15 protein-coding genes, 1 tRNA gene and 1 riboswitch are annotated in these 13,388 nt (G+C 69.6%); of the genes, 9 read left to right on the top strand and 7 right to left on the bottom strand.

The features are described from left to right. Positions 1-603, bottom strand: a 603-nt coding sequence (locus CW362_RS40040; RefSeq protein ID WP_240658305.1) for an ABC transporter permease, incomplete at its 3' end; no start/stop codon positions are given. Between the two features lie 199 nt (positions 604-802). On the opposite strand from CW362_RS40040, the gene CW362_RS40045 reads away from it, so the two are divergent. Beyond that, complete coding sequence (locus CW362_RS40045; RefSeq protein ID WP_103554515.1) at positions 803-3,340, top strand: transglycosylase domain-containing protein; 2,538 nt, start codon at positions 803-805, stop codon at positions 3,338-3,340. An 81-nt stretch (positions 3,341-3,421) separates the two neighbouring features. Here the strand turns inward: CW362_RS40045 and bcp are convergent, their stop codons facing one another. Continuing rightward, positions 3,422-3,889 carry a thioredoxin-dependent thiol peroxidase gene (gene bcp / locus CW362_RS40050; RefSeq protein ID WP_037619171.1) on the bottom strand — a complete coding sequence of 156 codons (468 nt, stop codon included), beginning with the start codon at positions 3,887-3,889 and terminating at the stop codon, positions 3,422-3,424. 140 nt (positions 3,890-4,029) lie between these two features. Between bcp and CW362_RS40055 the strand changes: the two genes are divergently transcribed. From CW362_RS40055 to CW362_RS40075, 5 genes are all read left to right on the top strand, one after another. Next, positions 4,030-4,368 carry a DUF3618 domain-containing protein gene (locus tag CW362_RS40055; RefSeq protein WP_103554516.1) on the top strand — a complete coding sequence of 113 codons (339 nt, stop codon included), beginning with the start codon at positions 4,030-4,032 and terminating at the stop codon, positions 4,366-4,368. A 97-nt stretch (positions 4,369-4,465) separates the two neighbouring features. Continuing rightward, the gene (locus CW362_RS40060) at positions 4,466-4,768 is read left to right on the top strand and encodes a GroES family chaperonin (protein ID WP_103554526.1); all 303 of its coding nucleotides are present in this window, start codon (positions 4,466-4,468) and stop codon (positions 4,766-4,768) included. A 49-nt stretch (positions 4,769-4,817) separates the two neighbouring features. After that, positions 4,818-4,887: riboswitch (guanidine-III (ykkC-III) riboswitch) on the top strand. 38 nt (positions 4,888-4,925) lie between these two features. Continuing rightward, positions 4,926-5,246, top strand: coding sequence for a DMT family transporter (locus CW362_RS40065; protein WP_103554517.1), 321 nt, complete (start codon positions 4,926-4,928; stop codon positions 5,244-5,246). A gap of 99 nt (positions 5,247-5,345) precedes the next feature. Continuing rightward, a complete protein-coding gene (locus CW362_RS40070; RefSeq protein ID WP_240658306.1) occupies positions 5,346-6,428 on the top strand; it encodes an HNH endonuclease signature motif containing protein in 1,083 nt (360 codons plus the stop codon). Continuing rightward, positions 6,428-6,512 (top strand) — tRNA-Leu (locus CW362_RS40075). Before CW362_RS40070 ends, CW362_RS40075 begins: the two co-directional genes overlap by 1 nt. A 49-nt stretch (positions 6,513-6,561) precedes the next feature. Here the strand turns inward: CW362_RS40075 and rdgB are convergent. From rdgB to CW362_RS40095, 4 genes are all read right to left on the bottom strand, one after another. Continuing rightward, positions 6,562-7,164: an RdgB/HAM1 family non-canonical purine NTP pyrophosphatase gene (gene rdgB, locus CW362_RS40080; RefSeq protein WP_103554518.1), complete on the bottom strand. Its 603-nt coding sequence runs from the start codon at positions 7,162-7,164 to the stop codon at positions 6,562-6,564. 136 nt (positions 7,165-7,300) lie between these two features. Next, on the bottom strand, positions 7,301-7,699 hold the full coding sequence (locus CW362_RS40085; protein ID WP_103554519.1) for a hypothetical protein: 399 nt from the start codon (positions 7,697-7,699) through the stop codon (positions 7,301-7,303). Positions 7,700-7,844: 145 nt separating this feature from the next. After that, positions 7,845-8,591 carry a ribonuclease PH gene (gene rph, locus CW362_RS40090; protein WP_103554520.1) on the bottom strand — a complete coding sequence of 249 codons (747 nt, stop codon included), beginning with the start codon at positions 8,589-8,591 and terminating at the stop codon, positions 7,845-7,847. 133 nt (positions 8,592-8,724) lie between these two features. Continuing rightward, a complete protein-coding gene (locus tag CW362_RS40095; protein ID WP_103554521.1) occupies positions 8,725-8,958 on the bottom strand; it encodes a PTS sugar transporter subunit IIB in 234 nt (77 codons plus the stop codon). A 173-nt stretch (positions 8,959-9,131) separates the two neighbouring features. Between CW362_RS40095 and CW362_RS40100 the strand changes: the two genes are divergently transcribed. Further along, a complete protein-coding gene (locus tag CW362_RS40100) occupies positions 9,132-10,418 on the top strand; it encodes a PTS transporter subunit EIIC (protein ID WP_103554522.1) in 1,287 nt (428 codons plus the stop codon). A 246-nt stretch (positions 10,419-10,664) separates the two neighbouring features. Continuing rightward, the gene (locus CW362_RS40105) at positions 10,665-11,912 is read left to right on the top strand and encodes a PTS transporter subunit EIIC (protein ID WP_103554523.1); all 1,248 of its coding nucleotides are present in this window, start codon (positions 10,665-10,667) and stop codon (positions 11,910-11,912) included. A gap of 69 nt (positions 11,913-11,981) precedes the next feature. On the opposite strand, the gene CW362_RS40110 is transcribed toward CW362_RS40105, so the two are convergent. After that, a complete protein-coding gene (locus CW362_RS40110; protein ID WP_103554524.1) occupies positions 11,982-12,734 on the bottom strand; it encodes an MBL fold metallo-hydrolase in 753 nt (250 codons plus the stop codon). Between the two features lie 272 nt (positions 12,735-13,006). On the opposite strand from CW362_RS40110, the gene CW362_RS40120 reads away from it, so the two are divergent. Next, a partial coding sequence (locus tag CW362_RS40120) for a type II toxin-antitoxin system PemK/MazF family toxin (protein ID WP_103554528.1) occupies positions 13,007-13,388 on the top strand: 382 nt, incomplete at its 3' end.

Raw genomic sequence — 13,388 nt, forward strand, 5'->3', positions numbered from 1 at the left:
GACGTTCAGCGGCAGCAGCATCCCCGAGCAGAAGATCCCCGCGATGGAGGTCAGCTGCGCCACCCCCGCGCCGTCGAGCAGCCAGAACGCGGACAGCGCCACCAGGAAGCGGATCGCGAACCCGACCACCACCCCGAGCGCGACCGCGACCAGGAAGGCCAGCCAGGTCAGCGGGTCCGAGGGCAGCGCCAGGTCGAAGACGAGCGCGCCGAACAGGAGCGGGACCACCCCGCGGCCCAGCAGGTGGAACAGCGCCCGGCCCATGTCCTGGGCGAGCCACCACAGCTGGAGGTCGGCGGGCCGGTACAGGTCGATCGCGATGTCACCCGTACGGATGCGCTCGATCAGTTCGTCCTCGAAGCCGCCGCCCATCATCGCGACCACCATCAGCAGCCCCTGGCTGACCCACACGTAGCTGAGCGCCTGCGCCTGGTCGTAGCCGCCGAGGTGCGGCCTGCTGTCCCACAGGGCCATGAACAGGTACGCCAGGATCAGCCCGAAGACGGTGTTGGTGAAGACGCCCGCGGCGGTGGCGACCCGGTAGGTGGCGTACCGCCGGAACCCGCTGCCCGCGACAGCCGCGTACAACCGCGCCGTGCCCACAACCCGTCCCTTTCCTCCGCGTTGAGCCAAAGCGCAGGAGCTTAATCCGGGTCCGTCGCGGCCCGCCATGCATTTTCCGGCGCGACGCGTGCCGGGACCGGGGAACCGAACGCATGGTGCGAGAGTCTTCAATACGGGACGTATCAGTCATAAGAGGGCGTACGGAACGTGCGACGCGAAACAGGAGTCCGGCGAACAGATGAGCGACGAGCCGCAGCAGCGCAGCCAGGGCTGGGCGCCCAGGGAACCGGGAACGGGCCCCCGCCCGGGCCCGGCCCCCGCGGCGGGACCGCGGACAGGGCCGGGAGCGGGACCGGGCGGGCCCGGCACGGAGCAGAAGCCGAAAGGGAAGGGAAAGGGCAAGCAGCGGCCGAAGCGGACCGGCCTGCGCCGGCTCGTCCCGACCTGGCGCATGCTGCTCGGCACCGTCCTCGGCACGGCCCTGCTCCTGACCGGCCTCTTCGCGCTCGGCTACTTCCTCGTCGAGATCCCCTCCGCGAACGCCGCCGCGATCAAACAGAGCAACGTCTTCCTGTACGCCGACGGCAGCCAGCTCGCCCGCGACGGTGACGTCAACCGCGAGAACGTCCCCCTCACGCACATCTCCAAGGACGCCCAGCACGCCACCCTCGCCGCCGAGGACCGCGACTTCTACAGCGAGTCCGCCATCGACCCCAAGGCCATGCTCCGCGCCGGCTGGAACACCGCCACCGGCAAGGGCAGGCAGTCCGGCTCGACCATCACCCAGCAGTACGTCAAGAACTACTACCTCGGCCAGGAACAGACCGTCACCCGGAAGGTGAAGGAGTTCTTCATCTCCATCAAGCTCGACCGGGAGAAGAGCAAGGACGACATCCTGGAGGGCTACCTCAACACCAGCTACTACGGCCGCAACGCCTACGGCATCCAGGCCGCGGCCCAGGCCTACTACGGCGTGAACGCCAAGGACCTGACCGTCGGCCAGGGCGCCTACCTCGCCGCCCTGCTCAACGCGCCCAGCGAGTACGACGTGACCGCGCACCCCGAGAACAAGGCCGTGGCCCTCGCCCGCTGGAACTACGTCCTCGACGGCATGGTCAAGCAGAAGTGGCTGACCCGCGCCGCACGCGACCGGGTCGCCTTCCCGGAACCCCGGCAGGCCAAGGGATCAGCGGGCCTGTCGGGCCAGCGCGGCTACCTCGTCCAGGCCGTGACCGCCTATCTGACCTCGAACAAGATCCTCGACGAGGACACCCTCACCCGCGGCGGCTACCGCATCACCACCACCCTCCAGAAACCCAAGCAGGACGCCTTCGTGAAGGCCGTGGACGACCAGGTGATGGACCGGCTCGACAGGAAGAACCGCACGGTGGACACCTACGTCCGCGCGGGCGGCGTCGCCATCGACCCCTCCAGCGGCAAGGTCCTCGCGATGTACGGCGGCATCGACTACACCAAGCAGTACGTCAACAACGCCACCCGCCGGGACTACCAGGTCGGCTCCACCTTCAAACCGTTCGTCTTCGCCTCGGCCGTCCAGAACGGCTCACGGACCGAGGACGGCCGCCCCATCACCCCGAACACCGTCTACGACGGCACCGACCAGCGCCCCGTGCGGGGCTGGAACGGCGGCCCCTACGCACCCGAGAACGAGGACGGCGAGTCGTACGGGGACATCTCCGTGCGCACCGCCACCGACAGGTCGGTCAACTCGGTGTACGCGCAGATGGCCGTCGACGTCGGCCCCGCGAACGTGGAGAAGACCGCCGTGGCCCTCGGCCTGCCCGCCGACACCCCCGACCTGACCGCCTCCCCCTCCATCGCGCTCGGCCCGGCCACCGCCAGCGTCCTCGACATGGCGGAGGCGTACGCCACCCTCGCCAACCACGGCAGGCACGGCGCGTACACCCTCGTCGAGAAGATCACCAAGGACGGCTCGGAGAGCGTGGAACTGCCGGCCCCGGCCGACACGTCGGCGGACCGGCAGGCCGTGAGCCGCGAGGCCGCCGACACGACGACCTCCATGCTCCAGAGCGTCGTCGACGGCGGCACCGGGCAGGCCGCGCAGAACGCCGGCCGGCCCGCCGCCGGCAAGACCGGCACGGCGGAGGAGGACACGGCCGCCTGGTTCGCCGGCTACACCCCCGACCTCGCCACCGTCGTCGCCGTGATGGGCCAGGACCCCGACACCGGCGCCCACAAGTCCCTGTACGGCGCCCTCGGCCAGGCCCGCGTCAACGGCGGCGGCTACCCCGCCCGGATCTGGGCCCAGTTCACCCGGGACGCCCTGGAGGGAACCGAGGTCTCGGACTTCGACCTCGAACTCCAGTCGGGCGCGGAGGAGCCGGACGAGCCCGACTACGACACCGGCGCACCGGACACCACCGGCGGCCAGGACGACGGCGGCACGGACGGCGGCCAGGACGCGGACGGGACCCGGGACGGGACGGGCGGCAGCGCACCGGCGCCGACGAACGGCCGGACACCGGACCGGGACCGGACCGAGGGACCGGCCCACGGCCGGACCGGCGGCACCTCCGGCGGATCCTCGCCGAGCGCCACCGGCGGTACGCACACCGGCGGCACCGCCACGGACGGCGGTACCACCGGGTCTCCGGGATCCGCCACCGGCGGCGCCACGACGGGCACCACGGCCGACTCGGGCACCCCCACCGGCACCACGGCGGGCACGACGGCGGGCACGACAGCGGGTCAGGGCCCACCGGGCGGGTCCGCGCCGAGGCACCAGAGGCACTGAGCGGGCCCGGCGCCGCCGGGGCAGCGGCGCCGGGCCGGCCCGTGACCGGACGCGCCGGATCACGGGCCGGCGGTCAGGTCCTCAGATCCCCAGATCCTTGATGATCTTCGCCACGTGGCCGGTCGCCTTCACGTTGTACAGCGCCCGCTCGACCTTGCCCTCCTCGTCCACGACCACCGTGGAACGGATGACACCGACGACCGTCTTGCCGTACAGCTTCTTCTCGCCGAAGGCCCCGTACGCCTCCAGCACCGTCTTGTCGGGGTCGCCGACCAGGGTGACCTTCAGGGACTCCTTCTCACGGAACTTGGCCAGTTTCTCGGGCTTGTCCGGGGAGACGCCGATCACGTCGTAGCCGGCGCCCGCCAGCAGGTCGAGGTTGTCCGTGAAGTCGCAGGCCTGCTTCGTGCAGCCGGGGGTGAGGGCGGCCGGGTAGAAGTAGACGATGACCTTGCGGCCCTTGTGGTCCGCGAGGGAGACCTCGTTGCCGTCGGCGTCGGGCAGGGTGAAGGCGGGGGCGGTGTCGCCGGGCTGGAGTCGCTCGCTCATCAAAACCTCACGTGGCCGGGGGATGGAATGTGCTGTAGATACGGAACGAGCGTAATAGGGGGTGCCGAGGGGTGCGGTCCGGTACGAACTGACAGACTGTCCGAACAAGGGAGCCACTACACGACCACGGAGGCAGCTCGGTGTCGGATACGTCGAGAACGCCGGATACCAGGACTCCGGCGCAGATCGAGGCGGACATCAAACACCGCCGCGCAACACTCGCCGACACGCTCGACGAGATCGGTGTACGGGTGCACCCGAAGACGATCGTCGGAGACGCCAAGGCGAAGGTGGCCTCCAACATCGACCACACCCTGGGACGCGCCTACGTCGGCGTGAACCGGGTCGTCGGCGACGTGAAGGGGCAGTTCGTCACGGAGGACGGCGCGCCCCGGCTGGAGCGCATCGTCCCGGTGGCACTCGTCGCGGTGGGACTCGTCGGGCTGCTCGTGATGGGTACACGTCGGCGCGGGCGCTGACCCGCCCGCCTACGAAACCGACCGGGACAGGTAGGTTCAGCGCGTGAGCACCCATCGTGAAACGCACGGCACCCATGACGACAAGCTGCCCATCCGGATGCTGCACGACCGCGTGCTGGTACGACAGGACGCCGCCGAGGGCGAGCGGCGCTCCGGCGGCGGCATCCTGATCCCCGCGACGGCGGCGGTGGGCCGCCGCCTCGCCTGGGCCGACGTCGTCGCGGTCGGGCAGAACGTCCGTACGGTGGAGCCGGGCGACCGGGTCCTGTACGACCCCGAGGACCGTGCCGAGGTCGAGGTGCGCGGGATCGCCTACGTGCTGATGCGCGAGCGGGACCTGCACGCCGTGGCCGCGGACCGCTTCGAGGGCTCCGAGGACTCGACCGGCCTGTATTTGTAGGGCGTAAGCACCCTGAAGGGGCTGGTGACCATGGTCACCGGCCCCTTTCGCATTCCTTTGCTACGGTGGAGGGACCCCGACGAGACGCGCCGTACCGGGCCTGGCAAAGACGACGCACCCTTCGCCGCCGTCGTCTCGTCTCCCGGAGGTACCCCCCATGGCCTGGGTCCTGCTGATCGTCGCCGGTCTGCTCGAGGTCGGCTGGTCGATCGGAATGAAGTACACCGACGGGTTCACCCGTCCGCTCCCCAGCGTCCTGACCGGCGCGGGCATCGTCGCGAGCATGGTCCTCCTCTCCTACGCGGCCCGCTCCCTGCCCATCGGCACGGCCTACGGCGTCTGGGTCGGCATCGGCGCGGCGGGCGCCGCGATCCTGGGAATGGCCGTCCTGGGCGAGCCCATGACAGCGGCCCGCATCTTCTTCATCTGCCTGCTCCTGGTGTCGGTGGTGGGCCTGAAGGCGACCTCGGGCCACTGAGCACCCCGAAACCCGTCCCCTCACCGGGCGTAACCGTCCGATAAACGGTTCGTTGGTCCGTACGGGATCACGAACGTGCGATCGAGGACGGAGAGGTGCATGAGCAGGGAGAGCACAGGGGAACGGGTGGCGACGGCCACCCCCGACCCCGCCGAGGCGGAAACGGACCCGTACAGCAGGGAACGCCTCGCCCCGGCCGTCGCCGAGGCCCGCAACTGGGCCGATCTGATGCGGCGACTCGGCCTCAGATCGAGTGGAGGGCAACGTCGCGTGCTCCAGGAGAAGGTGGAGCGTCACGGCCTCGACACCCGCCACTTCGTCAAGCGCAGCCCGTGGCGCAAGTACCCGGATACCGCCATCGCGGAGGCAGCCGCCTTGTCGTCCTCGCTGCGCGAGGTGGCGCTGAGGCTGGGTGCCACCCCGGCCACGGGGACCCTGTCCCACATCCGCCGCCGCATCGGCGCGGCGGGAATCGACGTCAGTCACTTTCCGGGCATGGACCGGCCCGAGCCGGACCTGCCGTTCGCCTCGGAGGAACTGCGGACAGCCACTGCGGCTTCAACGAGCGTGCGTGGGGTGGCACGCGCGCTGGGCGTTCCGGACGACAGTCGCTCGCGCGCGACGCTGAGCCGCATGCTGGCAGTTCAGGGCGTCGACATCGGGCACTTCACCCACCGGCGCACACCGATTCCCGAGGACGGATTGCGCACTCTCGTCCGTAGCTCCACCAGCTATGCCGACGTCATGCGCGGTCTCGGGATGGACGTCAACGACACCAATCACCGGCGTGTCCGACGCGCAGCGTCCCGCTTCGGTCTCGACACCAGCCACTTCAAACGCCGGGCCTGGGGACGACCGGAACGTCCGGCACCCTCATCAATCGCGCACCGGGTGCTGGTCGTCCTGCCGGACCAGGCCGGACGGACCAACAGGACCCGCCTCCACCGCGCCATGGCAGAGATCGGGGTGCCCTACGTATGTATGGGATCAGGGTGCGGCAACACCGGTGAGTGGTTGGGCCGCCCGATCACCTTGCAGATCGACCATGTCAACGGGGACTGGCGGGACAACCGCAGGGAGAATCTGCGCTATCTATGCCCCAACTGTCACGCACTCACGAGCACCTGGTGCAGGGGAGGCAGAACGCCGCGAGCGACTCCCGATACGATGGCAGGCGACTAGCGGCGGTGGCGCAACGGCTGACGCAGCAGACTTAGGATCTGTGGCCCGTGAAACGGCTTGAGGGTTCGAATCCCTTCCGCCGCACCTTGAACGGCCTGCACACCGAAAGGTGTGCAGGCCGTTCTTCGTGTACTCAGCCCAACAACTCCCGCACCACCGGTACCAGTGCTCGGAACGCCTTGCCGCGGTGGCTGATCGCGTTCTTCTCCTCCGGGGTCAGTTCCGCGCAGGTGCGGGACTCGTTCTCCGGCTGGAGGATCGGGTCGTAGCCGAAGCCGTTCGTGCCGGCCGGGGTGTGCCGCAGCGTGCCGAGGAGGCGGCCCTCGACCACGCGTTCCGTGCCGTCGGGCAGGGCGAGCGCCGCCGCGCACGCGAAGTGGGCGCCCCGGTGAGGGGCGTCGATGTCGGAGAGCTGGGCGAGGAGCAGGTCCAGGTTGGCGCGGTCGTCGCCGTGGCGGCCGGCCCAGCGGGCGGAGAAGATGCCGGGGGCGCCGTTCAGGACGTCGACGCACAGGCCGGAGTCGTCGGCGACGGCGGGCAGTCCGGTCGCCCGCGCCAGCGCGTGGGCCTTGAGCAGGGCGTTCTCGGCGAAGGTGACGCCGGTTTCCTTGACGTCGGGGATGTCGGGGTAGGCGTCCGCGCCGACGAGGTCGTGGGTGAGACCTGCGTCGGCGAGGATCGCCTTCAACTCGGTGAGCTTTCCGGCGTTGCGGGTGGCGAGGATCAGGCGGGTCATGGTCGCCAGTATCGCCGAGCCCGGTCCGGGACCGGTTCCTGACGGCCCCGCAGCCCGCCCCGGGGCCCGGTTTCCGACGGCCTCGCCCCGCGGCCGGCCGCGGGTCAGGAGTCCGGCCCGGGGTCCGCCGGGGCCTTTACGGCGTGCACACCTTCGTCAGTTCGCCCGCCGCGGCCGTGACGGGGCTGATGTCGGGGGTGGTGTCGCCGTTCTTGACGGCCGTGCGGACGTTCCCGACGGCCTTGCTCAGTTCGTCGACCGCCTTGTTGACGTCGGCGTTGTCGGTCTTGTCGCCGATCTTGTCGAGGTTGTTCTCGATGGCGTTGAGGGACTCGCCGGTCTGCGTCGGGTCGTTCGCCGCGTTCTCGACGGCCTGTTGGAGGTCGGTGACGCTGTCGGCTATCGCGTCGGCGGTCTGCACGCAGTCGAGCGCCTTGCCGACCGCGTCGCAGCCGACGGTCGCGGGCAGGACGGCGAGTGCGGTGATGACGGCGAGTGCGGCGGTACGTCTGCGAGTGCGGTGGCGCGCGGCCATGGAACGGTCCCTCCCCGTGGGCGTGGTGTGGTGCGGCCACGTCGGCGCACCGCACCGGTCCGCTGTGCGGTCGGCCCGATCCGCCCGAAGGGGCCGGCGGGCGCACGGCTGGACCGTACGCCCGTACCCATAAGAACGCGAAGGGTTAACCCGCGGTTGCCTGTGAGGCCTCTTCGAGTACCGCGCGCTGGATGGCGGCGAGCTCGTCGCAGCCCGCGACGGCCAGGTCGAGGAGGGCGTTGAGTTCCTTGCGGTCGAAGGGCTCGGCCTCGGCGGTGCCCTGGACCTCGACGAAGCGGCCGTCGCCGGTGCACACGACGTTCATGTCGGTGTCGGCCTTGACGTCCTCCTCGTAGCGGAGGTCGAGGAGGGGGACGCCGCCGACGATGCCGACGGAGACCGCGGAGACGGTGCCGGTGAGCGGCTTGCGGCCGGGCTTGACGAGCTTCTTGCCCTGGGCCCAGGTGACGGCGTCGGCGAGGGCGACGTAGGCGCCGGTGATGGCGGCGGTGCGGGTGCCGCCGTCGGCCTGGAGGACGTCGCAGTCGAGGACGATGGTGTTCTCGCCGAGCGCCTTGTAGTCGATGACGGCGCGCAGGGAGCGGCCGATGAGGCGGCTGATCTCGTGGGTGCGGCCGCCGATCTTGCCGCGGACGGATTCGCGGTCGCCGCGGGTGTTGGTGGCGCGGGGCAGCATGGAGTACTCGGCGGTGACCCAGCCCTCGCCACTGCCCTTGCGCCAGCGCGGGACGCCTTCGGTGACGGAGGCCGTGCAGAAGACCTTGGTGTCGCCGAAGGAGACGAGGACGGAGCCCTCGGCATGCTTGCTCCAACCGCGCTGGATGGTGATGGGGCGCAGTTGTTCGGGGGTGCGGCCGTCGATTCGAGACATGGCGTCGAGCCTATCCGCACGGGTGCGAGGGGCTGTCCGCCGGTGGCGGAAACAGCCCCTCACGGGTGAGCCGGAGCTCTTGAAGCGGTGTGCGGCTCGTGGGGAGCCGGGGGGCTTCAGCGGGTTCCGTCGGTCACATCATGTCTTCGATGTCGGCGGCGATGGGGTCGGCGTCGGTGCCGATGACGACCTGGATGGCGTTGCCCATCTTGACGACTCCGTGGGCGCCGGCGGCCTTCAGGGCGGCCTCGTCGACCAGCGAGGCGTCGCGGACTTCGGTGCGCAGGCGGGTGATGCAGCCCTCGACCTCTTCGATGTTGTCGATGCCGCCGAGCCCGGCGACGATCTTCTCAGCCTTGGTGGCCATGTCCTACTCCCTGATCAGAACCGCTTTGTCGCAGTAACCCACAGTTGGCCCAACTTCGCGAGCGGTCATGTCGTGGGTGCCGAAGGATGGCGATCACGACAGAGCGACCCGTCGTCAACTGGTCTACACCAGTCGGCGGGCAGTCGCCAAACCGGCCCGCCCGGAGGACGCCCATGAGCGCGGTAAGTGACGTATCGCCAGCACGTGCTCGCTGGCACAAGGCCTTCCAGGGGCTACAGAAGATGGGCCGCAGCCTGCAGCTGCCGATCGCCGTGCTGCCGGCGGCCGGCATCCTCAACCGACTGGGCCAGCCGGACGTGTTCGGCGCGGACGGGCTCGGCTGGGACAACCTGTCCAAGGTGATCGGCGCGGCGGGCGGCGCACTGCTGGACGGCAACCTCGGTCTGCCGATGCTGTTCTGCGTCGGCGTGGCCATCGGCATGGCGAAGAAGGCGGACGGCTCGACGGCACTGGCGGCGGTCGTGGGCTTCCTCGTCTACTACAACGTGATGCGCGCGTTCCCGGAAACCTGCCCGGGCGGGAGCGTCAAGATCGCGCTGGGGTGTCAGCTGGAGGACAACTCGGTCGTCTCGTTCACCTACCAGAACCCCGGGGTGTTCGGCGGCATCGTGATCGGGCTGATGTCGGCGTTCTTCTGGCAGCGCTACCACCGTACGAAGCTGGTGGACTGGCTGGGCTTCTTCAACGGCCGCCGCCTGGTGCCGATCATCATGGCGTTCGTGTCCATGGCGTTCGCGGTCCTGTGCCTGTGGGTCTGGCCGCCGATCGGTGACGCGCTGGAGAACTTCAGCGACTGGCTGGTGGGCCTGGGGGCCTGGGGCTCGGGTGTGTTCGGCCTGGCGAACCGGGCGCTGCTGGTGATCGGTCTGCACCAGTTCCTGAACGTGCCCATCTGGTTCCAGTTCGGCACCTACGTCAAGCCGGACGGCACGGAGGTGCACGGCGACATCAACATGTTCCTGGCGGGCGACCCGAACGCGGGGCAGTTCCTCACGGGCTTCTTCCCGATCATGATGTTCGCGCTGCCGGCGGCGGCCCTCGCGATGACGCACACCGCGAAGCCGCACCGGCGCAAGGAGGTGGGCGGTCTGATGCTCTCGGTGGCGCTGACGTCGTTCGTCACGGGCATCACCGAGCCGATCGAGTACTCGTTCCTGTTCATCGCGCCGCTGCTGTACGCGGTGCACGCGGTGCTCACGGGCGTGTCGATGGCGGTGAGCTGGGGGCTCGGCGTGCACGACGGCTTCAGTTTCTCCGCGGGTCTGATCGACTACGTCATCAACTGGAACCTGGCGACGAAACCGTGGCTGATCATTCCGATCGGGTTGTGCTTCGCCGCGGTGTACTACGCGATCTTCCGGTTCGCGATCACGAAGTTCGATCTGAAGACTCCGGGGCGGGAGCCGGAGGAGGAGGTCGAGGACACCACGAAGGCGTAGTCCTTCGCGCGAACCGCTTGGCGCGTTCATGCCGAAGACCCCCGGACCTGCTGGTCCGGGGGTCTTCGGCATGAACGGAATCAGTTATTCCCGCTGTGGCTCGGGCCGCAGGATTCGAGCCTTCCTTATCCGGCCTTCACCGTGCTAGAAACAGGTCTACACCACTGGTGGTGTAGACCACGCGGTCGCTGCCGACCTTGTCGTACCCCTTTCCGTCCCCGGGCAGCGCCGGCACATGGAGGAACTATGAGCACCGCCACCGCAACGGCGGCACCCGCGAAGAAGCGGGGATCCGGCCTGTTCCAGGGCCTGCAGAAGGTCGGCCGCAGCCTGCAGCTGCCGATCGCCGTCCTTCCCGCGGCGGGCATCCTGCTCCGCCTCGGAGTGCCGGACATCGCGCAGAAGCTGCACCTGCCCGACAAGGTCACCGAGGTGTTCGCCACCGCCGGTGGCGCGATCTTCGACAACCTGCCGATGCTGTTCTGCATCGGTGTGGCGATCGGCTTCGCCAAGAAGGCCGACGGCTCCACCGCCCTCGCCGCCCTGGTCGGCTTCCTGGTCTACAGCAACGTCCTCAAGGCGTTCCCCGTCACCGAGGCGAAGATCCAGAAGGGCGCGGACATAGCCGCGACCTACAACAACCCCGGTGTCCTCGGCGGCATCATCATGGGTCTGCTGTCCGCCGTGCTGTGGCAGCGCTACCACCGCAAGAAGCTGGTGGACTGGCTCGGCTTCTTCAACGGCCGCCGCCTGGTGCCGATCATCATGGCGTTCGTCGGCACGGCCATGGGTGTCTTCTTCGGCCTGGTGTGGGAGCCGATCGGTACCGGCATCTCCGACTTCGGTGAGTGGATCACCGGTCTGGGCACCGTCGGCGCGGGTCTGTTCGGTCTCATCAACCGCGCGCTCATCCCGGTCGGCATGCACCAGTTCGTGAACGCCGTCTCCTGGTTCCAGATCGGCGACTTCAAGGACGCCACGGGCGCCGTGGTCCACGGTGACCTCAACCGGTTCTTCGCCGGTGACCCGAGCGCCGGAATGTTCATGTCGGGCTTCTTCCCGATCATGATGTTCGGTCTGCCGGCCGCCGCGATCGCCATCGCGCACTCCGCCCGCCCCGAGCGCCGCAAGGCCGTGATGGGCATGATGGTCTCGCTGGCGCTGACCTCCTTCGTGACGGGCGTGACGGAGCCGATCGAGTTCTCGTTCATGTTCATCGCGCCGCTCCTGTACGCGATCCACGCGGTGCTGACCGCCCTGTCCCTGGCGGTCACCTGGGCGCTCGGCGTCCACGCGGGCTTCACGTTCTCCGCGGGCTTCATCGACTACGCGCTCAACTGGAACCTGGCCACCAAGCCCTGGATGATCATCCCGATCGGTCTGGTGTTCGCGGCGGTCTACTACGCGGTCTTCCGCTTCGCGATCACCAAGTTCAACCTCCCCACCCCGGGCCGTGAGCCCGAGGAGGAGATCGAGGACCTCACCAAGGCGTGAGCCCCTCCCCCACGGCCGAAGGCCCCCGGAACCGTCTGGTTCCGGGGGCCTTCGTGCGTGCCGTGGGCGTCAGATCTCGTACGTAGCCCCCGGCGCCGCCAGTTCCACCGGGCCCCGGTACGCCGAGCGGGCGTCCGTCAGGTTGGTGGCGGCGTCCGTCCACGGGGGGATGTGGGTGAGGACGAGGCGGCGGGCGCCCGCGCGGGCGGCGGTCTCGCCGGCCTCCAGGCCGTTGAGGTGCAGGCCGGGGATGTTCTCCTTGCCGTGGGTGAACGCGGCCTCGCACAGGAACAGGTCCGTGTCACGGGCGAGTTCGTCCAGGGCCTCGGTCACCCCGCTGTCGCCGGAGTACGTCAACGACCGTCCTCCGTGCTCCACCCGGATGCCGTACGCCTCCACCGGGTGGGCCACCCGTTCGGTGTGCACGGTGAAGGGGCCGATCTCGAAGGTGGACGGCTTGACCGTGTGGAAGTCGAAGACCTCGCTCATGGACGACGCGCTGGGGGTGTCGGCGTAGGCCGTGGTGAGGCGGTGCTCGGTGCCCTCGGGGCCGTAGACCGGGAGCGGGGCGCAGCGGCCTCCGTCGTGGCGGTAGTAGCGCGCGACGAAGTAGCCGCACATGTCGATGCAGTGGTCGGCGTGCAGATGGCTCAGGAAGATCGCGTCGAGGTCGTAGAGACCGCAGTGGCGCTGCAACTCGCCCAGGGCACCGTTGCCCATGTCGAGGAGCAGCCGGAAGCCGTCGGCCTCTACGAGGTAGCTCGAGCAGGCCGATTCCGCGGACGGGAACGACCCCGAGCAGCCGACGACGGTGAGCTTCATAAAGCAGAAACCTCCGCTGGCGGGTAGCAACTGGAAACGGGGAGGACGGGGGTCGTGCGGTCCGTCGAGCGTAAGGCGCAAAAGGGCGGGTCGCTCCTCCGCCAGGGGCCGTTGTGGGCGAACTCACCTGTGCTGTCACCGGTTCGGATGGTCCTGGGAGGTGTCGTTTGGATCAGTTCGGATCACCCTCCCGGGACACCGGGGGTTCCTCGGGGCGCCGGCGGTCGCCGCAGGGCGGGCGAAGGTTTCCGCGCGCCGGTACCTTCTTTGCTGTGGACACGTCCTGGTGGATCGCGTTGGCGGCGGTGGTTCTGCTCGCGCTGGTCGCGACGCTGGTGGACGGCTGGGGGCGCCGAGGGCGCCGTCCGGCCGGGCGGACGCGTCCCCCGGGCCGGGCCCGGGGGCCCCTCCGGGGCGGGACGCGGCGTGAGGGCCCGCTTCCGCGGGCGGCGGAGATCTGGTGGGCGAACGTGCCCTACGAGGACGGGCCGGGGGCCAAGGACCGGCCGTGCCTGGTGCTGGTGGTGCGCGGGACGCGGGTGACCGTCGCGAAGATCACCAGCAAGTACCACGACGAGCGGCCCGGGGTGATCCCGCTGCCCCCGGGGGCCGTGGGGGACGCCCAGGGGCGGCCGAGTTTCCTGGAGACGGGTG

The sequence above is a fragment of the Streptomyces populi genome (assembly GCF_002911015.1).
In the GTDB taxonomy this organism is placed as follows: domain Bacteria; phylum Actinomycetota; class Actinomycetes; order Streptomycetales; family Streptomycetaceae; genus Streptomyces; species Streptomyces populi.